Annotated in this window: 23 protein-coding genes; 17 read left to right on the forward strand and 6 right to left on the reverse strand. The window is 64.0% G+C overall.

Annotated elements, in window-relative coordinates; translation table 11 throughout:
• The first annotated feature begins 126 nt into the window (after positions 1-126).
• The 7 genes from ACTRWG_RS09570 (at position 127) to ACTRWG_RS09600 (ending at position 7,853) form a co-directional block, all read left to right on the forward strand.
• Positions 127-2,499: a methyl-accepting chemotaxis protein gene (locus tag ACTRWG_RS09570; protein ID WP_027233849.1), complete on the forward strand. Its 2,373-nt coding sequence runs from the start codon at positions 127-129 to the stop codon at positions 2,497-2,499.
• Positions 2,500-2,666: 167 nt separating this feature from the next.
• A complete protein-coding gene (locus ACTRWG_RS09575) occupies positions 2,667-3,611 on the forward strand; it encodes a CheB methylesterase domain-containing protein (RefSeq protein WP_051357647.1) in 945 nt (314 codons plus the stop codon).
• A 26-nt stretch (positions 3,612-3,637) separates the two neighbouring features.
• Positions 3,638-4,201 carry a chemotaxis protein CheD gene (locus ACTRWG_RS09580; RefSeq protein WP_027233847.1) on the forward strand — a complete coding sequence of 188 codons (564 nt, stop codon included), beginning with the start codon at positions 3,638-3,640 and terminating at the stop codon, positions 4,199-4,201.
• Between the two features lie 195 nt (positions 4,202-4,396).
• Positions 4,397-5,110, forward strand: a complete 714-nt coding sequence (modA, locus tag ACTRWG_RS09585; RefSeq protein WP_051357646.1) for a molybdate ABC transporter substrate-binding protein — start codon at positions 4,397-4,399, stop codon at positions 5,108-5,110.
• Positions 5,107-5,811 (forward strand): molybdate ABC transporter permease subunit, encoded by a 705-nt coding sequence (gene modB, locus ACTRWG_RS09590; RefSeq protein ID WP_027233845.1) that lies wholly within the window; start codon positions 5,107-5,109, stop codon positions 5,809-5,811. The genes modA and modB overlap by 4 nt, the downstream gene beginning before the upstream one ends.
• A complete protein-coding gene (gene modC, locus ACTRWG_RS09595; protein ID WP_027233844.1) occupies positions 5,811-6,896 on the forward strand; it encodes a molybdenum ABC transporter ATP-binding protein in 1,086 nt (361 codons plus the stop codon). The genes modB and modC overlap by 1 nt, the downstream gene beginning before the upstream one ends.
• A gap of 126 nt (positions 6,897-7,022) precedes the next feature.
• Positions 7,023-7,853, forward strand: coding sequence for a bifunctional allantoicase/(S)-ureidoglycine aminohydrolase (locus ACTRWG_RS09600; RefSeq protein ID WP_027233843.1), 831 nt, complete (start codon positions 7,023-7,025; stop codon positions 7,851-7,853).
• Positions 7,854-7,904: 51 nt separating this feature from the next.
• On the opposite strand, the gene bhcR is transcribed toward ACTRWG_RS09600, so the two are convergent.
• A complete protein-coding gene (bhcR, locus tag ACTRWG_RS09605; RefSeq protein ID WP_027233842.1) occupies positions 7,905-8,738 on the reverse strand; it encodes an HTH-type transcriptional regulator BhcR in 834 nt (277 codons plus the stop codon).
• A 198-nt stretch (positions 8,739-8,936) separates the two neighbouring features.
• On the opposite strand from bhcR, the gene bhcA reads away from it, so the two are divergent.
• The 4 genes from bhcA to bhcD all read left to right on the forward strand — a co-directional run bounded on the left by bhcA (position 8,937) and on the right by bhcD (position 13,445).
• The gene (gene bhcA, locus ACTRWG_RS09610; protein ID WP_027233841.1) at positions 8,937-10,127 is read left to right on the forward strand and encodes an L-aspartate--glyoxylate aminotransferase BhcA; all 1,191 of its coding nucleotides are present in this window, start codon (positions 8,937-8,939) and stop codon (positions 10,125-10,127) included.
• Positions 10,127-11,095: a beta-hydroxyaspartate dehydratase BhcB gene (bhcB, locus tag ACTRWG_RS09615; RefSeq protein WP_027233840.1), complete on the forward strand. Its 969-nt coding sequence runs from the start codon at positions 10,127-10,129 to the stop codon at positions 11,093-11,095. Before bhcA ends, bhcB begins: the two co-directional genes overlap by 1 nt.
• A 16-nt stretch (positions 11,096-11,111) precedes the next feature.
• Entirely contained in the window at positions 11,112-12,275 is a 1,164-nt protein-coding gene (gene bhcC, locus ACTRWG_RS09620) for a 3-hydroxy-D-aspartate aldolase BhcC (RefSeq protein ID WP_027233839.1), read from the forward strand.
• 204 nt (positions 12,276-12,479) lie between these two features.
• On the forward strand, positions 12,480-13,445 hold the full coding sequence (gene bhcD / locus ACTRWG_RS09625; RefSeq protein ID WP_027233838.1) for an iminosuccinate reductase BhcD: 966 nt from the start codon (positions 12,480-12,482) through the stop codon (positions 13,443-13,445).
• A gap of 71 nt (positions 13,446-13,516) precedes the next feature.
• Here bhcD and ACTRWG_RS09630 read toward each other — a convergent pair whose 3' ends face one another.
• The 3 genes from ACTRWG_RS09630 to puuE form a co-directional block, all read right to left on the reverse strand.
• Entirely contained in the window at positions 13,517-14,953 is a 1,437-nt protein-coding gene (locus ACTRWG_RS09630; RefSeq protein WP_027233837.1) for a uracil-xanthine permease family protein, read from the reverse strand.
• A 69-nt stretch (positions 14,954-15,022) separates the two neighbouring features.
• Positions 15,023-15,514 carry an ureidoglycolate lyase gene (locus ACTRWG_RS09635; protein ID WP_259970141.1) on the reverse strand — a complete coding sequence of 164 codons (492 nt, stop codon included), beginning with the start codon at positions 15,512-15,514 and terminating at the stop codon, positions 15,023-15,025.
• Positions 15,511-16,926: an allantoinase PuuE gene (gene puuE, locus ACTRWG_RS09640; RefSeq protein ID WP_462829252.1), complete on the reverse strand. Its 1,416-nt coding sequence runs from the start codon at positions 16,924-16,926 to the stop codon at positions 15,511-15,513. The genes ACTRWG_RS09635 and puuE overlap by 4 nt, the downstream gene beginning before the upstream one ends.
• Before the next feature lie 149 nt (positions 16,927-17,075).
• Here puuE and uraH point away from each other — a divergent pair, with 149 nt between their 5' ends.
• Complete coding sequence (gene uraH / locus ACTRWG_RS09645; protein WP_027233834.1) at positions 17,076-17,432, forward strand: hydroxyisourate hydrolase; 357 nt, start codon at positions 17,076-17,078, stop codon at positions 17,430-17,432.
• A 78-nt stretch (positions 17,433-17,510) separates the two neighbouring features.
• On the opposite strand, the gene ACTRWG_RS09650 is transcribed toward uraH, so the two are convergent.
• Entirely contained in the window at positions 17,511-18,419 is a 909-nt protein-coding gene (locus tag ACTRWG_RS09650; protein ID WP_027233833.1) for a LysR family transcriptional regulator, read from the reverse strand.
• Positions 18,420-18,523: 104 nt separating this feature from the next.
• Between ACTRWG_RS09650 and ACTRWG_RS09655 the strand changes: the two genes are divergently transcribed.
• Positions 18,524-19,783: a urate hydroxylase PuuD gene (locus ACTRWG_RS09655; protein WP_027233832.1), complete on the forward strand. Its 1,260-nt coding sequence runs from the start codon at positions 18,524-18,526 to the stop codon at positions 19,781-19,783.
• 298 nt (positions 19,784-20,081) lie between these two features.
• Positions 20,082-20,285: a hypothetical protein gene (locus ACTRWG_RS09660; RefSeq protein WP_027233831.1), complete on the forward strand. Its 204-nt coding sequence runs from the start codon at positions 20,082-20,084 to the stop codon at positions 20,283-20,285.
• Between the two features lie 63 nt (positions 20,286-20,348).
• Here ACTRWG_RS09660 and ACTRWG_RS09665 read toward each other — a convergent pair whose 3' ends face one another.
• Positions 20,349-21,266, reverse strand: coding sequence for a LysR family transcriptional regulator (locus ACTRWG_RS09665; RefSeq protein ID WP_027233830.1), 918 nt, complete (start codon positions 21,264-21,266; stop codon positions 20,349-20,351).
• 207 nt (positions 21,267-21,473) lie between these two features.
• Between ACTRWG_RS09665 and xdhA the strand changes: the two genes are divergently transcribed.
• The 3 genes from xdhA to ACTRWG_RS09680 form a co-directional block, all read left to right on the forward strand.
• Complete coding sequence (gene xdhA / locus ACTRWG_RS09670; protein WP_462829253.1) at positions 21,474-22,937, forward strand: xanthine dehydrogenase small subunit; 1,464 nt, start codon at positions 21,474-21,476, stop codon at positions 22,935-22,937.
• Positions 22,938-22,949: 12 nt separating this feature from the next.
• Positions 22,950-25,268, forward strand: a complete 2,319-nt coding sequence (gene xdhB / locus ACTRWG_RS09675) for a xanthine dehydrogenase molybdopterin binding subunit (RefSeq protein ID WP_027233828.1) — start codon at positions 22,950-22,952, stop codon at positions 25,266-25,268.
• 3 nt (positions 25,269-25,271) lie between these two features.
• Positions 25,272-25,485: XdhC family protein (locus ACTRWG_RS09680; protein WP_462829254.1), on the forward strand; the 214-nt coding region annotated here is incomplete at its 3' end.

Raw genomic sequence — 25,485 nt, forward strand, 5'->3', positions numbered from 1 at the left:
GCTCATTTTTGCGGTTGACAGCGGTCCGGCTTCCCCGCCGTAAGCCGCAAATTAACGTATGTGCGGCATCCTGAGCGGCATCATCATTAGCGGTGGCCTAGACCGCGATGCTCTTAGGAGGACGGAATGAAAGCCCTGAAATCGCTTAAACTGGCACATAAGCTGCCGTTGTTTGTTGTTGGATTGGTTGTGCTTGTGACGGCGATTCTCGTCACCATCAGCACGCTCAGCTTCCAGCGCAGCGCAGAAACAAATGCCGAGGACCAGCTGAGCTCCATGGTGGCGGACCGCAAGCTGTCGGTGCAGACCTTGTTGGACGGGATACATGCGGATGTCCAGACGCTGGCCTCTGTGCCGTCGACGGCAACCGCCATTGAATGGCTGACGATGACGTGGAACGACCTGGAGGGAAATCCGGGCGAAATTCTGCGCCAGGCCTATATGGAGAACAACCCCCACCCGGCCGGAGAAAAGCACCTGCTGGCGCGTGCCGAGGGCGACTCCCCCTATCATATGCATCACGAGAGCTTTCATCCCGCCTACAGAACGCTGATCGAAAGCAAGGGGTACTATGATGCCTTCCTGATCAACCTGGCTGGCGACATCGTTTATTCGGTGTTCAAGGAAAACGATTTCGGCACCAATATGATGACGGGACCGTTCAAGGATTCCGGCCTTGCCAAAGTCTACCGTGAAGCGCTCGAAGGCAGCCGCGGCGACGTGTTCTTTGCCGATTTGGAGCCTTACGCCGCAAGCGGGGGTAAGGCAGCAGGCTTTGCCGCGGCGCCGGTTGTGAATGACGCCAATCTCACCGTGGGTGTGCTGGCGGTGCAGATTCCGGTCAGCCTGATCGGGTCGATCGTTAACAATGAGCAGGGGATGGGCGAAACCACCCAAGTCTACTTGGTTGGTTCGGATATGCAGGCCCGCACGAATTCGCGATTCGAAGAGGGTTTCAAAGTGCTCTCGCAGCTCCCCTCAACCAAGCAGGTGGTGGAAGCCTTTGACGGTAAATCGCATGTCCAGACAAATGTTCCCGGCCTCGACGGGCATCCCGTGCTGGCCTATTCGGAACCGCTTCCGCTGGCCTTTGCAGATTGGGCGATCATCGCCGAGCAGGACTTGGCCGAGCTGATGGCCCCGGCGGAAAAGAAGCGCAACATGCTGCTTCTGGCCTCGGCCGCCTGCGCAGCCGCCATGTCGTTCCTCGGCTGGCTCTTCGCCCGCTCCATCACCAAGCCGATCAACAGGATCTGCACGGACATGGAGGCCGTATCCTCCGGCAATCTCGACACAGAGGTCGCCGCGGCCGGCCGTTCGGATGAAATCGGCAAGATCGGCAAAACGCTGGTCTCGATGCAGGACGACTTGAAACTGGCCCGCGCCGCGGAAGAGGAGCGCGCCGAGATGCAGCGTCAGCAGCAGGAGGTGGTCGAAAGCCTGAGCACCGGCCTGGTGCAGCTGGCCGACGGCGATTTCTCGCATGAGATCAGGGGCCCGTTCCCGCAGGAATACGAACAGCTGCGGGAGAACTTCAACAGCACGGTCACGAACCTGAGCGGCACCGTGCAGCAGGTGATCGACGCCTCCGGCAGTATCCGCAACGGCGCCGCCGAGATCAGCCAGGCCTCCGATGACCTGTCGCACCGTACGGAGAGCCAGGCCGCCACGCTGGAAGAAACCGCCGCGGCGCTGGACGAGCTGACCGCGTCGGTGAAATCCGCCGCCGAAGGCGCCCGCAGCGTCGAAGCAACCATGGCAGAAGCGCGGACCGAAGCGGAGAACAACCGCGAAGTGGTGCAAAGCGCGGTGTCGGCCATGACCGAGATCGAGCAGAGCTCGAACCACATCAGCCAGATCATCTCTGTGATCGACGACATTGCCTTCCAGACCAACCTGCTGGCGCTGAACGCAGGCGTCGAGGCGGCGCGCGCGGGCGAGGCCGGCAAAGGCTTTGCCGTGGTCGCCAGCGAGGTGCGGGCCCTGGCGCAGCGCTCCTCGGACGCGGCGATGGAGATCAAGACGCTGATCAGCGACAGCTCCAAGCAAGTGGAGCGCGGCGTCGATCTGGTCGGCAAGGCCGGCGAGGCGCTGCAAAGCATCGTCGAACGGGTCACCCATATCTCGCAGCTGGTCTCCGGCATTGCCGAAGGCGCAGCCGAGCAGTCGACCGGCCTGAATGAGATCAACACCGGCGTCACCCAGCTTGACCAGGTGACTCAGCAGAACGCGGCAATGGTCGAAGAGGCCACTGCGGCCGGCCACATGCTGAACACGGATGCCAGCAAGCTGGCCGAACTGGTCGCCCGCTTCCGGGTGACAGGCGGCAGCCCTGCGGCCCGTCCTGCCCCTGCAGCGGCCCCGGCGGCTCCGGCGGCAAAGCCTGCGCCCTCGGCGCATGGCGAAGAAGATTGGGAGATCGAGGCCAGTGCGGCGCCTGCCGTGGCATCCGCCGCCGCAAGCGGCAATGCCGCCCGCGATCTCTGGCAGGACTTCTGAAAAAATCACCGGAGGCGCCGCTGCCCGGTCAGCGGCGCCTTCAGGCCATGGCAACCTGTGCCTGAAACTCTGATGGCACCGAACATTGACTGGGGAACCCATTGTCTTCAAAAAACTTATTGATCATTACCACCGACCGCAGCTTTGCCCGAAACCTGCAAAGCTACATGGAATCCGCCTACCCGGGCATGCGGGTGTATTTGGCGAACAACCTGATGATGGCCTACAACCAGGCAGAAGCGGCGCAGCCGGTTTTTGCCTTTGTGGAAGACGGGTTCACCAAGCTGCCGGAATTCGAGATGATGATGGCGCTGTTTTCGGCGATGGATACCCGCTGGGTCTCGGTCATGGACACCCAGGGCGCCACTCCGGCGCGCAAATCCTCACCGCTGCTGGATGTCGGTGCGGGTATCTTCGAGCTGACTAAGGCCGATCATCCCAGCCAGTTCGCCCAGTACTTCGACATGATGGTCAACGCGCCGCGCCGCAGCCCCCGGGCCGCGGCCCGCGCAACCGCCAGCCGCCCGGCACCGGCCGCGGGCGGCAGCCGCAAGCTGATCCTGATCGGATCCTCGACCGGCGGGGTGGAAGCCCTGCGCAGCATTCTGGTCGGCTTCCCCTTCGACTGCCCGCCGACCCTGATCGTGCAGCATACCGGCAAGAATTTCGGGTCCGGCCTGGTATCGCTGCTGGACCGCATCTGCCCGGCGCGGGTGCGGGCGGCTGAGGACGGCATCGCGCTGGAGCCGGGCCATGTCTACATCGCCGCCGGCCAGCGCCGCCACATGGGGCTGAGCAGCCGCAAGCCGCTGCGGCTGCGGATGAAGGAAGGCCCGGATATTTCCGGTCACACGCCGTCTGTTGACGCTCTGTTCACCTCTGCCGTGCCATATGGAAAGGACGTTGTTGCCACCATCCTGACCGGCATGGGCCAGGACGGCGCCCGGGGGCTTCTGGACCTGCGCAAGGCCGGTGCCAAGACCTTTGCCCAGGATGAAAAGTCCTCGGTCGTATACGGAATGCCCAGAGTGGCCTGGGATATCGGCGCCGCGCAGCAGCAGGTGCCGCTGGTCCGGATGGCCAGCACACTACTACAGGCCAGCAAAGCCTGAACACACCGCAGGAAGGGACCAAAGCCTTGACCACTGTTTTCGCCAACTCGAAATCCGTAACGGTTCTTCAGGGGGAGTACCGGGTGACCACCGATCCGAAAATCGTGTTCTCCACGGTGCTTGGCTCGTGTATCGCGGCGTGTATTTACGATCCGGAGAACGGTGTCGGCGGAATGAACCATTTCCTGCTGGCGAATGCCCGCCAGGGCGGTGCGGCCAACGCCCGTTACGGCATTCACGCGATGGAACTGCTGATCAACGGCATTATGAAGAAGGGTGCTGCGCGCTCCAACCTGAAGGCCAAGGTCTTTGGCGGCGCCAAGATGTCAGCCAACCTGTCGGATATCGGCGCATCCAATGCAGACTTTGTGCAGCGGTTCCTGCGCGACGAGGGCATTCCCTGCATCTCTTCCAGTGTTGGCGGCACCTCCGCCCGCAGGGTGCGGTTCCACGCCTGTTCCGGCGCGGCCCAGCAGACCCATGTGCAGGACGACCGCAAGCTCGGCGAACTGGAGCAGCGCGCCGCAACACGCCCGGCTCCGGCACCGGCGCCGGCGGCAGGCGGCGCAGGCGCTGTCACCCTGTTCTGACGGGCTTGCACGGCAAGAGCAGACCACAGCCCTGCCCGGTGCTGACCGGGCGGACGCAAATACCGTTTGCCCGCGCTGCCCGGCGCGGGTAGTCCCTTAGGGGTTATGAGAACAAACCGGGCTTCCTCATCGCTTTACCGGATCTTGCCGGGCCTCCGGCGGGGCCTGGCAGCGGCTGTGCTGCTGACATGCGGCATGGCGGCGATGGCGCAGGCCCGGATCACGGTCTTCGCTGCCGCCAGCACCAAAACAGCGCTGGATGAGGCCGCCGCCGCCTACCAGTCTGAGACCGCGCAGCCCGTCACGATTTCCTACGCCGGCTCCCCGGCGCTGGCACGGCAGATCCAGCTGGGCGCGCCCGCGGATGTGTTCCTCTCCGCCAATCCCGGCTGGATGGACGTTTTGCAGCAGGAGGGGCTGGTGGATCCGGCCTCGCGCCTGGACCTGCTGGCCAACCGCCTGGTGCTGATCGCGCACGGAAAAGACGCCACGCCGCTGGACCTGTCAGCCGCTGATCTGGGCGGGCTGCTGGGCGAGGGGCGGCTGGCCATGGCGCTGACCGATGCGGTGCCTGCGGGCATCTACGGCAAGGCGGCCCTGTCTGCGTTGGGGCACTGGCCAACCGTCGCGCCCAAGGTGGCGCAGGCCGCCAATGCGCGTGCTGCGCTGGCGCTGGTGGCCTCCGGCGAGGCACCGATGGGCGTGGTCTACGCGACCGATGCCCGCGCGGACAGCAGGGTCTCGGTCATCGCGGTGTTTCCGGAGGCAAGCCACCCGCCCATCGTTTATCCAGCAGCCGTGGTCGCGGGCGGCAACGCCGCCGGGGCTGGGGAATTTCTGGACTATCTGCGCAGCCCCGGCGCGCGGGACATTTTCCTGCGCCACGGCTTCGGGGTGCTGGCGGAGTGAGCGCTGAGACGGCATGGCTGGGGCCGCAGGAGTGGCAGGCGGTGATGCTGTCGCTGCGGGTCTCTCTCTGGGCGACGCTGGCGGCGCTGCCGCTGGCCGTTTTCGTGGCCTATGCGCTGGCGCGCTGGCAGTTTCCCGGCAAGCAGATCGTCAACAGCCTGGTGCACCTGCCGCTGATCCTGCCGCCGGTGGTGACCGGCTACCTGCTGCTGATGGTGTTTGGCACCAAGGGGCCGGTCGGCGGAGCGTTGCAGCAAATCGGCATTGTCTTTGCCTTCCGCTGGACCGGGGCGGCGCTGGCGGCCGGGATCATGGCGTTTCCGCTGATGGTGCGGGCGATCCGGCTGTCGGTGGAGGCGGTGGATCCGAAGCTGGAGCAGGCCGCCGCAACCCTGGGCGCATCGCGGCTGCTGTGCTTTGCCACCGTCACCCTGCCGATGATTCTGCCGGGGCTGATTGCCGGCACCGTGCTGGGCTTTGCCAAGGCGATGGGGGAGTTCGGGGCAACCATCACCTTTGTCTCCAGCATTCCGGGGCAGACGCAGACGCTGCCCTCGGCGATCTACACGTTCCTGCAGGTGCCAGGCGGGGAGGCGGCAGCGTTGCGGCTGACACTGGTGTCGATTGCCATTGCCCTCAGCGCGCTGCTGCTCTCTGAGATCCTGGCGCGGCGGGCGGCTGACCGGACCGGGGGGCGCTGATGCTGACGGTTTCTCTGCAACATTCGCTGACGGGGTTCGGGCTGGATGTGCAGTTCGAGGCACCGCCGGGCGTCACCGTGCTGTTCGGGCGGTCCGGCACCGGCAAAACCACGGTGATTCAGGCGGTTGCCGGCCTGTTGCGGCCCGACCAGGGGCGGGTGATGCTGAATGGCGAGGTGCTGTTTGACACCTCCCAGCGGCATTGGCTGCCGCCGCACAAGCGCCGAATGGGCTATGTGTTTCAGGAGGGGCGGCTGTTTCCGCATCTGACCGTGCGGCAAAATCTGCTGTTCGGGCAATGGTTTGCGCCCCGCGGCGCCAAACGTGAGAGCCTGGACCGGGTGGTGGATCTGCTGGGCATCGGCCCGCTGCTGCAGCGGCGGCCCGGGCGGCTGTCGGGCGGTGAGAAACAGCGGGTGGCGATTGGCCGGGCCCTCCTGTCGGCACCGCGGATGATCCTGGCGGATGAGCCGCTGTCAGCGCTGGATGAGGCTCGCAAGGCGGAGATCCTGCCCTATTTCGAGCGGCTGCGGGACGAGATTGGCATCCCGATGCTCTATGTCAGCCATTCCGCCGCTGAAGTGGCCCGGCTGGCGACAACGGTTGTGGTGCTGCAGGACGGCAAAGTGCAACGCCAGGGCAGCGCGGCAGAGGTGCTGGGCGATCCGGCTGTCATGCCTGCGGGCGTGCGCGCGGCCGGCGCCCTGCTGGAGGCACGGGTGGCCCTCCACCACGCGGACGGGCTGACAGAACTGGAAGCGGGCGGCGTGCCGCTGTTCCTGCCGCAAATTACCAAAGCACCGGGCAGCCAGGTGCGGGTGCGGATCTCGGCGCATGAGGTGATCCTGTCGCGCCAGCGCCCCGAAGGCCTGTCAGCGCTCAACATCCTGCCGGGCACGGTTGAGCATGTCCGCACCGGCAGCGGTCCCGGCGCCATGGTCTCGCTGCGGACGCCGGCAGGGCGGGTGCTGGCCCGGGTCACGCGGCGCTCGGCGCAGGCGCTGGAGCTGGAGGCCGGGGCGGACTGCTTTGCCGTGGTTAAAACCGTCTCCATCGCGCCGGAGGATATTGGCGGGGCCGGATAGGGCGGAGGCCCTTGCTTTCAAATTTTCCGCAATAATCCTTCAGGTAATCTTGATACGGAAATAAGTTCGGTTGCGCGCGCAGCGCGGGTATCAATAGGGGCAGCAGTTCAGCAGGAAAGGCAGCCCATGACCAAACGATCCTATTACGCACCGGAAGGCGGGCTGCCGCCGCAGACCCAGCTGCTCACCGACCGGGCGATGTTCACCGAGGCCTATGCGGTCATTCCCAAGGGCACGATGAGCGATATTGTGGCGAGCCTGCTGCCGTTCTGGGACAAGGCGCGGTTCTGGGTGCTGTCGCGGCCCCTGTCGGGCTTTGCCGAGACGTTTTCCCAGTACATCGCCGAGGTGCAGCCCGGCGGCGGCAGTGACCGCCCTGAGACCGAACCGGGGACCGAGGCGGTTCTGTTCGTCGTCCAAGGGGCCATGACGCTGACCATCGACGGCACCGCGCATGAAATGGAGGAGGGCGGTTATGCCTTCCTGCCGCCCGATGCCGGCTGGAGTCTGCGCAACAACGGCGATGCGCCGGTGCGCTTTCACTGGATCCGCAAGGCCTATCAGGCGGTTGCAGGCCTCGACGCGCCGGAGGCCTTTGTCACCAACGAAAACCGCGTCGATCCGACTCCGATGCCGGGGACCGAGGGCAAATGGGCTACTACGCGTTTCGTGGACCCCGTCGACCTGCGCCACGACATGCATGTGACCATCGTCACCTTTGAGCCCGGCGCGGTGATCCCCTTTGCCGAAACGCATGTGATGGAGCACGGCCTGTATGTGCTGGAGGGCAAGGCGGTCTACCGGCTGAACCAGGACTGGGTCGAGGTTGAGGCCGGCGACTACATGTGGCTGCGCGCCTTCTGCCCGCAGGCCTGTTACGCGGGCGGGCCGGGCAAGTTCCGCTATCTGCTGTACAAGGACGTGAACCGGCATATGCCGCTGGCACCGCTGCGCTGACAGCGGGGGGAGCGCCTGGCCTGAAAATGTGCCCGGGCGCTGCCCGGCTTGTCAGCCGGGCGGAGACTGCTCTGCCGGCGGCGCACCCAATCCATAGGACAGTTTCTCTGCGGCGCCCCTGACCAGGGCGCCGATGTCGTTGATGCGCGCGTCGGGCATCCGGGCGGCGGGGCCCGAGACAGAGATCCCCGCCAGCACCTCACCCTGCATTCCGAACACAGGCGCCGCCACGCAGCGCATGCCCGGGGCCTTTTCCTCATCGTCGAAGGACCAGCCCCGGCTGCGGATCTGCGCCAGGTCTTCGCGCAAGGTGTCGGCGGAGGTCAGGGTTTTATCCGTGAATTGCTCCAGCGTCCGGCCGCGCAGGAAGCGGGTCAGCTGATCCTCACCGAAACAGCTGAGCAGCGCCTTGCCGATGCCCGACGCGTGCATCGGTGAGGTGGTGCCGGGCGGAAAGAAGGCGCGGATCGATTCATGGGTTTCCACCTGGCTCACAAACATCACGTCGCCGCCGCGCTCGATGCCGAGGTTCGAGGTCTCGCCCGTTGCCTCCATCAGTTCCCGCATCACCGGCCGCGCCCGTTCGATCACGCTGGAACGGCGCAGGAAGGCGGAGCCAAGCCGGAACGCCATCGCACCAATGTGCCAGGTCTGGGACTGCGGCTCCATCTCGACGATCTGGCGCGCCTCCAGCGTGGCCAGCACCCGGTACATGGTGGCCGCCGACTGATCCAGCGCCGTGGACAGTTCCGTCAGCGTCATGCCGCTGGCGCCCGCCAGCGCATCCAGCACGTCGAGCGCCCGGTCGAGCGATTGAATCGTGGGCGGCTGGCTCGCGGAATCAAAGCTTTTTGGGCGGCCCTTGCGGCGCGGTGATGGCGGCATTTTCTGGCCTCCCGAGGCAATTCAATAAGCAGCTTATGGATAAAACTGAAAATCACTTCTGTACAGTGAAAAAACTAAAGTGCCTGAATTTATGAGAAAATCTGCGCCTTCCTGCGTTTCTGAAAGCTTTTTTCAAAAAAATTTACCTGCGCGGAGTGCCCCCTTAAAGTGAAGGAAATCGCCACAGGAGGGCACGACATGAGCTTTCAAAATCCGGTTTTCATCCCCGGTCCGACCAATATGCCCGAAGCGCTGCGCAAGGCAGTGGATATGCCGACGCTGGACCACCGCTCGCCGCTGTTCGGCCAGATCCTGCATCCGGCGCTGGCCGGGGTGAAGAAGGTTCTGAAAAGCGAGACTGCTGAGATCTTTGTGTTTCCGTCGACCGGCACCGGCGGCTGGGAAACCGCGATCACCAACACGCTGAACGCAGGCGACAAGATCCTGGCCGCCCGCAACGGCATGTTCAGCCACCGCTGGATCGACATGTGCCAGCGCCACGGGCTGGATGTTCAGGTCGTCGAAACCCCTTGGGGTGAGGGCCTGCCTGCCGACCGTTACGAGGAAATCCTGACCGCCGACACATCGCACCAGATCAAGGTGGTTCTGGCGACCCACAACGAGACCGCTACCGGCGTCAAATCCGACATCGCCGCCGTCCGCCGCGCGCTGGACGCCGCAGGCCACCCGGCGCTGCTGTTCGTTGATGGCGTGTCCTCCATCGCCTCGATGGACTTCCGGATGGATGAATGGGGTGTCGATATTGCCGTCACCGGCTCGCAGAAGGGTTTCATGCTGCCGCCGGGGCTGGCCATTGTCGGCTTCTCGCCCAAGGCAATGAAGGCGGCAGAGACCGCGACCCTGCCGCGCACCTTCTTTGATATCAAGGACATGGCCAACGGCTATGCCAACAGCGCCTATCCCTACACGCCCTCTGTCGGTCTGCTAAACGGTCTGAACATGGCTTGTGGTATGCTGCTGGACGAAGGGCTGGAGCGCGTCTTTGCCCGCCACCACCGGATTGCCGAGGGCGTTCGCGCTGCGGTCCGTGCCTGGGGGCTGGAGCTGTGCGCCGTGTCGCCGGATGTCTACTCCGACAGCGTCAGCGCAATCCGCACGCCGGACGGCTTTGACGCCAACAAGTTCGTGAGCCTGGCGGCCGAGAAATACGGCGTCGCATTCGGCACCGGCCTGGGCGAGGTCGCGGGCAAGGTTTTCCGCATCGGCCACCTGGGCAGCCTGACCGACGTGATGGCGCTTTCGGGCATTGCCACCGCCGAAATGGTCATGGCCGACCTGGGCCTCGACATCCCGCTGGGCTCTGGCGTGGCGGCGGCGCAGGACTACTACCGCGGCAACACCGCCTCCAGCGCCAAGGCTGCCGCCTGATGAAGGATACCGCTATGTATATCCCGACCTACGAGGACATGCTGGCTGCGCATGAGCGCATCCAGCCCCATATCCGCCGCACGCCGGTGCGCACCTCGGATTATCTGAATGAGCTGACCGGGGCGGAGCTGTTCTTCAAGTGCGAGAACTTCCAGGAGCCGGGCGCCTTTAAGGTGCGCGGCGCGAGCAACGCGGTGTTCGGGCTGGATGAGGAACAGGCGAAGAAGGGCGTGGCGACGCATTCTTCGGGCAACCATGCCTCCTGCCTGTCCTACGCAGCCATGCTGCGCGGCATCCCGTGCAACGTGGTGATGCCGCGCACCGCGCCGCAGGCCAAGAAAGACACCGTGCGCCGCTATGGCGGCAGGATCACCGAATGCGAGCCCTCGACCAGCTCGCGTGAGGAGACCTTTGCCAAGGTGCAAGCCGAGACTGGCGGCGATTTCGTGCATCCGTATAATGACCCGCGCGTGATTGCTGGGCAGGGCACCTGCGCCAAGGAATTCGTGGAGCAGACCGATGGCCTCGACATGGTTGTCGCGCCGATCGGCGGCGGCGGCATGATCTCGGGCACCTGCCTGACGCTGTCGACGCTGGCGCCGGAAACCCAGGTGATTGCCGCGGAGCCGGAGCAGGCAGACGACGCCTACCGCAGCTTCAAGGCGGGCTACATCATCGCCGATGATGCGCCCAAGACCATCGCCGACGGGCTGCTGGTCCCGCTCAAGGACCTGACCTGGCACTTCGTCAGCAACCACGTCAGCGAGATCTACACCGCGTCCGATGCGGAGATCATCGACGCGATGAAACTGATCTGGAAGCACCTGCGCATCGTGATGGAGCCGTCCTCCGCGGTGCCGCTCGCCATCATTCTGAAAAACAAGGACGCCTTCGCGGGCAAACGCGTGGGCCTGATCGTCACCGGCGGCAATGTCGACCTCGACAAGCTGCCCTGGATGAACAGCTAAACTGGGGAATATCACTATGAACGCACAGACAAATTTTGATCAGCTCGAAGTCGGCTATGACGTTCCGGCAATCCCGGGCATGGACGAGGCTGACATCCAGACCCCGGCGCTGGTCCTCGACCTAGACGCGCTGGAGCGCAACATCAAGAAGATGGGTGATTACGCCAAGGCGCATGGCATGCGCCACCGTGTCCACGGCAAGATGCACAAATCGGTGGATGTGGCCAAGCTGCAGGAAGAACTCGGCGGCGCGGTTGGCGTCTGCTGCCAGAAGGTGTCAGAGGCTGAGGTCTTTGCCCGCGGCGGCATCAAGGACATCCTGGTCTCCAACCAGGTGCGCGACCCGCAGAAGATCGACCGTCTGGCCCGCCTGCCCAAGCTCGGCGCGCGCACCATCGTTTGCGTCGATGATCTGGACAACGTGGCCGACCTGTCGGCAGCGGCGCAGAAGCACGGCACCGAGTTGGAAGTCTTTGTCGAGATCGACTGCGGCGCAGGCCGCTGCGGCGTGACGACCACCGAAGCGGTGGTCGAGATTGCCAAGGCGGTGAACGCGGCAGATAACCTCAAGTTCTCCGGCATCCAGGCCTATCAGGGCGCGATGCAGCACATGGACAGCTATGAGGACCGCAAGGCCAAGCTGGACATTGCCATCGCGCAGGTTGCCGATGCAGTTGAGGGCCTGAAGAAGGAAGGTATCGCGTGCGAGCTGGTTTCCGGCGGTGGCACTGGCTCCTACTACTTTGAGTCGAACTCGGGCGTTTACAACGAGTTGCAGTGCGGCTCCTACGCTTTCATGGACGCGGACTATGGCCGCATTCTGGACAAGGACGGCAACCGGATCGACCAGGGCGAATGGGAAAACGCCTTCTTCCTGCTGACCCAGGTGATGAGCCACGCCAAGGCCGACAAGGCCATCGTGGACGCGGGCCTCAAGGCGCAATCGGTGGACAGCGGGTTGCCCTTCATCTTCGGCCGCGACGACGTGGAATACATCAAATGCTCGGACGAGCACGGTGTGGTCTCCGACCCGAACGGCGCGCTAAAGGTGGGCGACAAGCTGCGCCTGGTGCCCGGCCACTGCGACCCGACCGCCAACGTGCATGACTGGTACGTCGGTGTCCGGAACGGCAAGGTCGAAACCGTCTGGCCCGTCTCGGCCCGCGGCAAAGCCTACTAAGCAAACGATCCCCGAACTGGCGGAGGTGCGCATGCCGCCCTCCGCCGGCTTTTTGGGCAGACGGTTGGCTAAATCCGCTCGGGCGGAAAGCCCGGGCAGCGCCCGACCCTCCCCACGGGAGGGCGCTTTCGCTTCCTCCCAGGGTCGGGCGCTGCCCTTCGCAAGTGCTTTGCCGGCCCTATAGAAAAGTAAGGAGAAACAGACATGTATATCGTTCCGGAAAAGGCGATTGCGGATCTTGTGACCCGCGAAGCCTCGTTCGATGCGGTCGAGAAGGTCTTTGCCGCCATGGCCGCAGGCGATGCCTGCAATTTCCCCGTGGTGCGCGAGGCAATCGGCCACGAAGACGCGCTATACGGGTTCAAGGGCGGTTTTGACCGCGCAGGCCTGACGCTGGGCCTTAAGGCCGGCGGCTACTGGCCGAACAACCTGGAAAAGCGCGGGCTGATCAACCACCAGTCCACTGTATTCCTGTTCGACCCCGACACCGGCAAGGTGAAAGCAATGGTGGGCGGCAACCTGCTGACCGCGCTGCGTACTGCCGCTGCGTCCTCTGTGTCGATCAAGCATCTGGCCCGCCAGGACGCAAAGGTGATCGGCATGATCGGCGCAGGCCACCAGGCCAAATTCCAGCTGCGCGCAGCGCTGGAGCAGCGAGAGTTTGAGAAGGTCATCGGCTGGAACCTGCACCCCGAAATGCTGCCGAACCTGCAAGAGGTGGCGGACGAGGCAGGGCTGCCCTTTGAAGCGGTCGAGCTGGACGGCATGCGCGAGGCGGATGTGATCATCTCGATCACTTCGTCCTTCGACGCGATCCTGAAAGCGGATCAGGTCAGCCCCGGCACCCACATCGCCTGCATGGGCACCGACACCAAGGGCAAGCAGGAGGTGGACCCCCAGCTGCTGGTCAAGGCAGATGTGTTCACCGATGAGGTCGCCCAGTCCATTTCCATCGGCGAGGCGCAGCACGCGGTGACGCAGGGTCTGATCCAGGAAGCAGACGTCGCCCAGATCGGCGCGGTGATCAATGGCACCAATCCGGGCCGCACCTCGGACGATCAGATCACCCTGTTCGACGGCACCGGCGTCGGCCTGCAGGATCTGGCCGTTGCGGCCTCGGTTGTGGACGTGGCGGTCGAAAAAGGCGTCGCGATTGAGGTCGATTTCTGAACGACAGTAAAACCAGCAAAAAAGAAGGGCGCCGCAAGGGCGCCCTTTTTTGTTCCGGAGGCGTGACTTTGTCAGGCCCGGTCCTCACGCGGCAGCGAGCCTTTGCCGTGACCGCTCAGGCCGCCAGAGACTTCCTCCGTGGCCTCCCCCGCCAAGTCCTGCGGCAGCACCAGGTTCAGCACAATGGCGATCAGTGCGGCCGGCAGCAGGCCGCTGGTCAGCAGGATGCGCGCGGTATCGGGCATATGCTGCAGCGCGCCCGGCTCCAGCTGCAGGCCCAGGCCGATGGACAAGGAAATTGCAAAGATCACCATGTTGCGGCGGTTCCAGTCCACGTCCGACAGCATTGACACGCCGGCCGCAACCACCATGCCGAACATCACGATCACACCGCCGCCCAGCACCTCAATCGGCACGGTTCGGATCACCGCGCCCACTTTGGGGATCAGCCCGCAGACAATCAGGAAGATGGCACCGCAAGTCACAACGTGGCGGCTCATCACACCGGTCATGGCAATCAGGCCGACGTTCTGGGAAAACGACGTATTGGGGAAGGCGCCAAAGAAGCCCGCGATGGCAGTGCCGATACCATCGGCGTAGGTCGCGCCAGCAATCTCCTCTTCCGTGGCCTCGCGGCCCGCGCCGCCCTTGGTCACGCCAGAGACGTCGCCGACGGTTTCCACGGCCGAGACAAAGCTCATCAGGCAGAAGCCTATGATGGCCGCGGCCGAGAACTCGACACCGTATTTGAACGGCTGCGGCAGGGCAAAGGCTGCGGCCCGCTCCCAGGAGCCGGAGACCGCCTCAAACGTCAGCATGCCCGTCATCAGCGCATAGATGTAGCCGACGATCAGGCCCAGCAGCACGGCTGAGACCGACAGCATCCCCTTGGTAAAGAACTTGAGGCCGAGGGTGACAAAGATCACCACCAGCGCCGCCGACCAGTTTAAAAGCGAGCCGTACTCCGGCGTTCCGATGGCCGGAACCCCGCCTGCGGCATACTGGATGCCGACCTTGACCAGCGCCAGGCCGATCATGGTGACCACCAGACCGGTGACCAGCGGCGGCAGGGCAAACCGGATTTTGCCGATCACTGTACCGAGCAGCCCGTGGAAGATGCCGCCAACAATGACGCCTGTGAACAGGGCGGCCAGCCCGTCCACGCCCTTGCCGGCAACCAGCGGGATCATGATCGGCAGAAAGGCAAACGACGTGCCCTGCACAATCGGCAGCGCCGCGCCGACCGGCCCCAGTGTGATGGTCTGCAGCAGGGTGGCGATGCCGGCAAACAGCATCGACATCTGGATCAAATAGAGCAGCTCAGGGAAATCGGGCGAGTTGGAGCCGAAGCCGAAACCAGCGGCCCCTGCGACGATAATGGCAGGTGTCACGTTTGAGACGAACATCGCCAGCACATGCTGGATGCCCAGCGGCACCGCCTTGTGCAGGGGCGGGGTGTAATTGGGGTCGCGCAGCTGCGCCGGCGTCCCAATGGAAGTGTCAGCCATGAAGGGATTCTCCTGTTGGTCATGGGGATCTTGCCGCTTCTTGTTTTTTTGGCGGCTTCGGGGCAGTGGTCAGTCCGCGACCACTGTGAAAGGCTCCTTGAACCAGTGTTCTTCGAGGTTGGGGGAGGTGCCGATCCGGTCGACAACGATGTATTGGCCGGGCGCGCCGAGGGGCGCGAGCACCCCGTGCCAGACGCCGCGATGCAGGTTGATGGACTGGCCCGGCTGGCTGATGAAGGCCTGCAGGTCGGCCGGCACGCCGCCGTCGTCATCCGCCACAACCACCAGCATCGGCACACCGCTGACCGGCACAAAGGCCTGGCTGCCCTCGGGGTGGCGCTCCACCATGTCCACCTTGTGCGGCAGGTGGCGGGCCTTGGCGTCAAACAGGCTGATGCCGGCCCTTCCGTCGGGGCCAAAGTCCAGGGCCGCGCGGTCGTGGTGGCGGCCGCACATGCCCTGATTGATGATCTTGTCCGGCGCGCCCGCAACCTCGATCACATCGCCATAGGGCGCAAAAGCCGCTGCGGTCAGCGGCTTTGCTGTCAGCCGACCGCTCACGGCAGCAGGTCCTGCAGGCGGAACTGGGCAATGCGCTCCACCTGGCGGCAGGCCTCATCGAACTCGGTGGCCCGGTCGTTGTGGATACGGCGGTGGAACGCCTCCATGATCGACGCCTTGTTGTGGTCACGCACCGCGATGATGAAGGGGAAGCCGTGCTTTTCCACATATTCGGTGTTGAGCCGTTGGAAAGTCTCGCGCTCCTCATCGGTCAGCATGTCCAGCCCGGCGCTGGACTGCTCCGATGTGCTTTCTGCCGTCAGACGGCCCGCAGCCGCCAGCTTGCCCGCCAGATCCGGGTGCGCAGTCAGCACGCCCAGGCGCTCATCCTCACTGGCGGTGCGGAAGATCCGGCACAGCGCGTTGTGGACGCCAGCCGCGCAATCATGCGCCGGTCCCAGCTCCAGGTCAAAAGCGCGGTCGGCGATCCAGGGCGAATGCTCGAAGATCGAACCGAACTTGGCGACAAAATCCTCGCGCTCCATCCGGCTCGGGCGCTCGCGCTTTACCGGCGGATGGGTTTCGGCCCAATGCTCGGCAATGTCGACCCGGCGCGGGCACCAGACGCCCTCAAACCCTTGGATATACTCGATGAAACGCTTGAGACCGGCAATCTTGCCCGGACGCCCGACCAGACGGCAATGCAGGCCGATGGTCATCATTTTCGGCGCGCCGGCCTCTCCCTCGGCATAGATCACGTCAAAGGCATCCTTCAGATACTGGAAGAAATGCTCGCCCGTGATCCAGCCCGGCGAATTGGCGAACCGCATATCGTTGGCTTCCAGCGTGTAGGGGATGATCAGCTGATCGCGCCCGCCGGTTTCCAGCCAATAGGGCAAATCGTCGTCGTAGGTGTCGGAGATGTAGTCGAACCCGCCTTCCTCAGCCACCAGCCGCACGGTGTTGGCGCTGCAGCGCCCGGTGTACCAGCCGCGCGGGCGCTCTCCGGTCACCTCGGTGTGCAGGCGCACGGCTTCGGCAATTGCGGCGCGCTCTTCGTCCTCGGCCATGTCCTTGTGCTCAACCCATTTCAGGCCGTGGCTGGCGATTTCCCAATCCGCGTCCTTCATCGCCTGCACCTGCTCAGGGCTGCGGGCCAGCGCGGTGGCGACGCCGTAGATGGTCAGCGGGATGCCGGCGCCGGTGAACAGCCGGTGCACACGCCAGAACCCGGCGCGGCTGCCGTATTCATAGACCGACTCCATGTTCCAGTGGCGCTGGCCGGGCCATTGCGCGGCGCCGGGAATGTCCGACAGAAACGCCTCAGAGGCCGCATCCCCGTGCAGGATGCAGTTCTCGCCGCCTTCTTCGTAGTTGAGGACAAATTGCACGGCAGCTTTGGCCCCATTGGGCCACTGCGGGTCAGGTGCCTCAGCACCGTACCCGCGCAAGTCACGAGGATAGCGCGTCACGTCAGGTCTCCTGTCTTTTTATTATGTATAGAACAGATAATCCGCTTCGGCTTTCAGTATATTTTTGAAAGAACTTTTTGACTCTTCCTTCTGTATGCATTGGCCTGATGCGCGCATACCTAGGGAAACGGAATTGAAAGGAGGCTGGCATGGCCGGATTTCTGACCACCCATGTGCTGGACACCGCCCGCGGCTGCCCGGCGGAAGGGCTGAAGATCGACCTGTACCGGATCGAAGGCAAGGAGCGCATTCACCTGCGCAGCCTGACCACCAATGACGACGGGCGCACCGATGAGCAGATCCTGCCCGCAGGCGAATTCGCCACCGGCACCTATGAACTGGTGTTCCACGCCGGCGGATACCTGCGCGCAACCGGCCAGGCGGGCGCCGACCCGCTGTTCCTGGACGAAGTGCCGCTGCGCTTTGGCATGAGCGAGGCTGACAGCCACTATCACGTGCCGCTCTTGCTGTCGCCCTACGGCTATTCCACCTACCGCGGCAGCTGAGCCGACTCCCTAAGTTACCTCTCCTCCCGCTTGGCATCCGCCGGCGGTTCCCGTCCCAGGCAACTGGGGCGGGCTTTTTCATTCCTGGGGGAGGGACGCCTGGATGTGATCCACCATGAAATCCATGAACAGCCGCACCTTGGGGTCCTGGTGGCGGCGGTGGACGTACAGGCAGGCCATCTGGATCGGGATCGGCGGCTCCTCTGCCAGCACCGGCACCAGCCGGCCCGAGGCCAGATGCTCCGAAATCTCGAACACCGGCTTGAGGATGATGCCATGCCCGTCCAGCGCCCAGCTGGTCAGCACGTCGCCGTGGTCCGATTCAAACGGCCCGGTCACTGTCACCCGCTTGACCCCGTCCTGGCTGCGCAGCGGCCATTGGAACTCCGGCGCGCCGGGATAGCGCAGGTTCAGGCAGTCATGCGCATCCGTCTTCAGCTCCTCGCTGTTTTTCGGCTGGCCGCGCTGCTTGATGTACTCCGGCGCCGCGCACAGCACCCGCGGGCAATCGGCGATCTTGCGTATGCGCAGGTTTGAGTCCTCCGGCACACCAAGGAAAAACGCCGCGTCCAGCCCCTCTGCCGCCAGATCCAGCTTGCGGTCCGACAGCCGCAGCCGGATCGAGATCAGCGGATAGGCTTCCTTGAACTTCGGCACCGCCGGCGCAATCAGCCGCTGCCCCAGCCCCAGGGGCGCCGCCAAATAGAGCGTGCCGCGCGGCGTCTGCGTGACGCTGCTGATGTCGGCCTCGGCCTCATCCACTGCTTCCAGGATCTTGACCGCGCCGCGGTAGAACAGGTTGCCCTGCTCCGTCGGGTTCAAAAGCCGCGTGGTCCGCTGGAACAGCCGCACGTTAAGGTGTTCTTCCAGCTGAGAAATCCGCGACGACGCTACCGCCGCCGAAATCCGCATGTCGCGCGCGGCGGCGGACATGTTGCCAAGTTCATAGACCCGGACGAAGGTGCGGATATTGTCGAGATAGGCCATTCACGTATTCTTTGTGTTATTTTGAAACAGCTTGGATTTTTTACCTAATACATGAAAATAACGGCATGCTCTAGTCTTGGGTCAAAGCTTATGAGGAGAGAACAATGGAAGAGCTTGTGATCATGTGGGACTGGCTGGGCTTTGCGGTCCGCTGGCTTCATGTCATCACCGCCATTGCCTGGATCGGATCGTCCTTCTACTTCGTCGCGCTGGACCTTGGCCTGCGGAAAGTTCCGCATCTGCCGGTCGGCGCGCATGGCGAGGAATGGCAGGTCCACGGCGGCGGTTTCTATCACATCCAGAAATACCTGGTGGCGCCGGAGAACATGCCGGACCATCTGATCTGGTTCAAATGGGAAAGCTACGCGACCTGGCTGTCGGGGGCTGGCCTCTTGATGATCGTCTACTGGGCGGGCGGGGAGCTGTACCTGATCGACTCGACCAAGGCCGATCTGGCCCTGTGGCAGGGCATCCTGATTTCCGGCGCATCGCTCAGCATCGGCTGGCTGGTCTATGACTACCTGTGCAAGTCGCCGCTGGGGGACAAGCCGACCTTCCTGATGGTGCTGCTGTTCGTGCTGCTGGTCGCCATGGGCTGGGGTTACAACCAGATCTTCACCGGCCGCGCGGTGATGCTGCATCTGGGGGCCTTTACGGCTACTATCATGACCGCAAACGTCTTTTTCATCATCATGCCGAACCAGCGCATCGTGGTGAAGGACCTGCAGGAAGGCCGCACGCCGGACGCCAAATACGGCAAGATCGCCAAGCTGCGCTCGACCCATAACAACTACCTGACGCTGCCGGTTGTGTTCCTGATGCTGTCCAACCACTATCCGCTGGCCTTTGCGACTGAGTACAACTGGCTGATCGCGGCGCTGGTGTTCCTGATGGGCGTGACAATCCGCCATTACTTCAACAGCAACCACGCGGGCACCAGCAACCCGACCTGGACCTGGCCGGTGACCGCGATCCTGTTCATCGGCATCATGATCCTGAGCCAGGCTCCGCTGCAGCAGGACACCTATGAAGAATCCGAAGCACGGGAGCTGACCAAATCCGAGCAGGTGTTTGCCAGCAACCAGCACTTCGAGGACGTGATGAATGTGGTGCCGGGCCGCTGCGCCATGTGCCACGCGCGGGAGCCCTACTATGACGGCATCCGCCGCGCGCCAAAGAACGTGCTGCTGGAGACCCCCGCGGATGTGGCGAAATATGCCAAGGAGATCTACCTCCAGGCGGGCGCCACCCACGCGATGCCGCCCGCCAACGTCACCTATATGGAGGACGAGGAGCGCGCCCTGATCCGCCGCTGGTACGGCAGCGCTTCCAAGGATCTGCCCTTCACACTGGCTGCGAACTGACGCAGGACTGCCTGAAAATTCGAATGGCCCCGCACCCTGGCGGGGCCGATTTTCGTCCGGCACCGGGCGTGCACCACCTGTGCACCCCCGTGCAGCAAGAGCATGGAACCAAACAGCCCCGCCGTGTGTTATACTGCTATAGGGTTTGCCCAATTGCGCCGGTTACCGGGGCTTGCCGGCCTGATCAGCCACAGCGCCATTCCCTCTCGGGCACCCTTTCCCGGCGGCAACAGCCGGGAATTGGCCGTTTGGGACCGCGGCAAAACTGCGGGGTTTGGGCGTTGAAGGAGGAAAAGTAATGCTGAAGAAAACTATTGCGATCGGATTTGCAGTCTGCACCACCCTTGCTGCTTGCGGTGACACGACTGGTGAGCGGCTGGTTTACGGCGCAGGCGCAGGCGCCGCCGGCGCGGCGGTTCTGGACGGGAACGTGGCCGCGGGGGCCGCTGTCGGGGCCGCTGCGAACCTGCTGTACTGCGAGGAAAACCCACACCGCTGCTAAGGCGGGAGTCATTTTTTCTTGTCAGGCGGGCCAGCAGTGCCCGCCTTTTCTATTGGGCAATGCCTACTTGCCGGTCTCACTATGGCGGAAAGCGGCCAATCCATGCTTCACCGCGTAATCCACAAACAGGCGGATCTTGGGATCCTGCAACTTCCGGTGCGGGTAAAGGCAGCCGAAAATGGTCGGCTCCGGCGGGGTGTCCGGCAGCACTTCGACCAGCGCGCCGCTGCGCAGGTGCGCGGCCACGTCAAACCGCGGCTTGTTGACGATACCGCGCCCGTCCAGCGCCCAATTGGTCAGCACGTCGCTGTCGTCCGCGTCGTATTTCCCTGACACCTCCAGCTTGCGCGGCCCCTCGGGTGTTTCCAGCGTCCAATAATACTCAGGCGAGCGCGGATAGCGCAGCAGCAGGCAATTGTGGCCGGTCAGCAGATCCTCCGGCACCTGCGGGGTGCCGTGGCGCTCCAGATACTCCGGCGCGGCGCACAGAACCCGGGCGCAATCGGCGATCTTGCGCATCTTCAGGGTGGAATCGTGCGGTGTGCCGATGAAGAACGCCACATCCAGACCATCCGCCAGGATATCGACCTTGCGGTCCGACATCCGCATCCGGATTTCAGTGGCAGGATAGTCCTCGACAAATCCCGGCACCAGCGGCGCGATGATGCGGCGGCCGACACCCAGCGGCGCGGTCACCCGGATCACCCCGCGGGGCGCTGCAGAGAACTGCGAAACCACCGCCTCGGCGTCCTCAATCGATTCGAGAACCTTCTTGGCTTCGGTATAAAACAGCTGCCCGGCCTCGGTCGGGGTCAGCGATCTCGTGGTGCGGTTGAACAGCCGGACGCCAAGGTGCTTTTCAAGCTCCTTGATCCGCTTGCTTGCCACCGCCGGAGTCAGCCGCAGATCCCGCCCGCCAGAGGTGATGCTGCCCAGTTCGACGACTCGGGTAAAGACGCGCAGGGATTCCAGATAAGACATGACTCACAGACCTTTACGGGGCGCATCTGCCGCTTGCCCTTTTCCACGGCAGGCGGCTAACACGCCGGTTCCGGCACCTATTAGCCTAACCATTTTCAACAGGGCGTTGAAAGCCTTTCGCGATTGCGGCCGTTAACCGTGGCAGTCAGACAAGGTAAAAATAGCATAAGCGGGCCAGCACGGCCCATGAGACATTCGGGAGGCCCCATGGCACATCAAACCGGCATACGCTTTCTTCTGAACGGCAAGGACATTGTGCTGGAGGACGTGAAGGCGACCACCACCCTGTTGGATTTCCTGCGCCTGGAACAGCGCCTGACCGGCACCAAAGAAGGCTGCGCCGAGGGCGACTGCGGCGCCTGCACGGTGCTGGTGGGACGTCTGCATAATGGCGCCCTGCGCTATGAGGCGGTGAACGCCTGCATCCGTTTCCTGGCCTCGCTCAATGGCTGCCACGTGGTGACGGTCGAACATCTGTCCGGCCCGGGGGGCCGCCTGCACCCGGTGCAGCAGGCGATGGTCGAATACCACGGCAGCCAGTGCGGCTTCTGCACCCCCGGCTTCGTGATGTCGCTTTATGCGCTGTGGATGGAAAACCCGCAGCCGAACGAGGCTGAGGTGGAAACCGCCGTGCAGGGCAACCTGTGCCGCTGCACCGGCTATGAGCCGATCGTGAAGGCCGCACTGGCGGTGAACCAGTACGGCACCCCGGCCAATGACTACCTGACCACCGAACGCGACAGCCTGACCGCCAAACTGAAGGCAATCCAGCCCGAGGCCCGCGTCGTAACCGGCCCCGAGGATGACCGCGCCATCCTGCCGCTGAATGCGGCGGATCTGGCAGAGGTGCTGGCCGAGAACCCCAAGGCGACCATCGTGGCCGGCTCCACCGACGTGGGGCTGTGGGTGACCAAATTCATGAAGCCGATTTCGCCGGTGGTGTTTGTGGCCCACCTGGAGGAGCTGAAGGCGGTTGAGCTGACGGACGAGGCGCTGATCATCGGCGCTGGCGTCACCTATACCGAGAGCGAGGCGGCGATCCGCGATGCCTTCCCGCATCTGAGCGCCTACTGGGACCGCATTGCCGGCTGGCAGGTGCGCAACATGGGCACCATCGGCGGCAATATCGCCAACGGCTCCCCCATCGGGGACACTCCGCCGGTTCTGATTTCGCTGGGCGCCGAGGTGACGCTGCAGAAGAAGGGCGGCTCGCGCACCCTGCCGCTGGAAGATTTCTTTACCGACTACGGCAAGCAGGACCGCGAGCCCGGTGACTTTGTTGCCTCGATCCGCATCCCGCTGCGCCGGGACGGGCAGATTGATGCCGCCTACAAGATCTCCAAGCGCCGGGACGAGGATATTTCCTCGGTTGCCGCCGGGGTCAGCGTCACCGTGAAGGACGGCACGATCACTGGCGCGCGCATTGCATTCGGCGGCATGGCGGCAACGCCCAAGCGCGCTGCCGGTGCCGAGGCCGCGCTGGTTGGCCAGCCCTGGGGCGAGGCCGCGTTTGACGCTGCAGCCGAAGCGGTGAAGCAGGACTTCACCCCCTTGAGCGACTGGCGTGCCTCTGCGGGGTACCGCGCGCTTACGGCCAGCAACCTGCTGCGCCGCTTCTACCTGGAACATGATGCGGGAACCGCCGGTGCCGTCCGGCTGGCCGTCGCCTGAGGAGGATTTGAGATGAAAGACCATCAGACCATCAGCGGCGCAGTGCATCATGACCGCCAGCACGACAGCGCAATCAAGCATGTGACGGGCCGCGCCGAATACACCGACGATATCGCCGAACCCTATGGCACGCTGCATGCCTATCTGGGTGTGTCCACCGTGGCGCATGCCAACATCAAAGGTATCGACCTGTCTGCCGTGCGCGCCGCGCCGGGCGTGGTGGATGTGCTGACCGCGGATGATATTCCCGGCGTCAACGACATCAGCCCCACCGGCAAGCATGACGAGCCGGTATTCCCGACCGAGAAGGTCGAATTCCACGGCCAGCCGATGTTTGCGGTGATTGCCGAAACCCGCGACGCCGCGCGCCGTGCGGCTGAGCTGGCACAGGTGGATTACGAGGTGCTGCCGCACGCGCTGGACCCGGTCCAGGCGCAGGAGGCCGGTTATCCGATGATCACCGACCCGCTGAAGCTGGAGCGCGGCGACGTTGAGGCCGGGCGCAAGGACGCCCCCCACCGCATCCAGGCGCAGATGACCGTCGGCGGCCAGGACCACATGTATCTGGAAGGCCACATCGCCTTTGCCATTCCCGGCGAGGACGAGGACGTGACCGTGCATTGCTCCACCCAGCACCCGAGCGAGGCGCAGCATATGGTTGCGCATGTTCTGGGCGTGTCGAACAACGCGGTCACCGTCAACGTGCGCCGGATGGGCGGCGGTTTTGGCGGCAAGGAAAGCCAGATGAACCTGTTCTGCGCGGTGGCTGCAATTGCCGCGAAGAAGCATAACCGCCCGGTCAAGATCCGCCCGGACCGCGATCAGGACATGACCGCAACCGGCAAGCGCCATGACTTCGTGATCGACTATGACGTGGCCTTTGACGACGCGGGCCGCATTCAGGCGGTCGAGGGCGGCTTTGCCGCGCGCTGCGGCTATTCCTCGGACCTGTCGGGGCCGGTCACCGACCGTGCGCTGTTCCATGCGGATAACGCATATTTCTACCCGAATGTGCTGCTGAAAAGCCGCCCGATGAAGACCAACACCGTCTCCAACACCGCCTTCCGCGGCTTTGGCGGGCCGCAGGGTGTGGTCGCGGCGGAGCGGATGATCGAAGAGATCGCCTATGCCCTCGGCAAGGACCCGCTGGATGTGCGCAAGGCCAACTTCTATGGCGAAGATGGCCGCGATCTGACGCCCTATCATCAGAAGGTGGAGGACAACATCCTCGACCGGTTGATCGGGGAGCTGGAAGAGAACGCCGAATACCGCAAGCGCCGGGAAGAGATCATCGCCTTCAACAAGGAGTCGAAGATCATCAAGAAGGGCATTGCCCTGACGCCGGTGAAATTCGGCATTTCCTTCACGGCGACCTGGTACAATCAGGCGGGCTCGCTGATCCACGTCTACAATGACGGCTCGATCCACCTGAACCACGGCGGCACCGAGATGGGGCAGGGCCTCAACACCAAGGTGGCGCAGGTTGTGGCCGATGCCTTCCAGGTGGATTTCGAGCGCATCAAGATCACCAAGACCACCACCGAGAAGGTGCCGAACACCTCCGCCACCGCGGCGTCTTCGGGGTCGGACCTCAATGGCATGGCGGCGCTGGATGCGGCGGAGCAGATCATTGCCCGGCTGACCAAGTTCGCGGCTGAGAAGCATGGCGTGTCCGAGGCGGAAGTCGAGTTCCTGCCCAACCGCGTGCGCGTTGGCAGCGAGGAGATCCCCTTTGATACGCTGGTGAAGGAGGCCTATATGGCCCGCGTCCACCTGTCGGCGGCGGGCTTCTACAAGACGCCGGAAATCCACTGGGACCGCGCGGCGGGCAAGGGGCAGCCGTTCTTCTACTACGCTTATGGCGCATCCTGCTCTGAAGTCTCCGTCGACACGCTGACCGGCGAATACCGGGTCGAGCGCACCGATATTCTGCATGACGTGGGCCGCTCGCTGAACCCGGTTCTGGACAAGGGCCAGGTGGAGGGCGCGTTCATCCAGGGCATGGGCTGGCTCACCACCGAGGAGCTGTGGTGGGACGGCGAGGGCCGCCTGCGCACCCATGCGCCCTCGACCTACAAGATCCCGCTGGCCTCCGACCGGCCGCGCATCTTCAACACCCAGCTGGCCCAGTGGTCGGTCAACAAGAAGCGCACCATCAAGCGGTCCAAGGCCGTGGGCGAGCCGCCGTTCATGCTGGGCATCTCGGTGTTCGAGGCGCTGTCGATGGCGGTTGCCAGCACCGCGGATTACAAGGTCTGCCCGCGCCTGGATGCGCCCGCCACGCCGGAGCGGGTGCTGATGGCGATTGAAACCCTCAAACGGCAGGGCTGAACCATGACCCGCCGCCTTTCCCTCCAGGACTTTCTGGCCAGCCGCAAACATGTGGTGCAGGTCGTGCTGACCCGCGTCCGCGGGTCCTCCCCGCGCGAAACCGGCACCTGCATGTTTGTGGCGGCGGAGGGCCTGTGGGGGACCATTGGCGGTGGCCAGCTGGAATATATCGCCATTGATCATGCCCGGCGGATGCTGAAGCAGGGTCACGGTTTGC

This window comes from Leisingera sp. G5_S3_59_S7, from assembly GCF_054968485.1.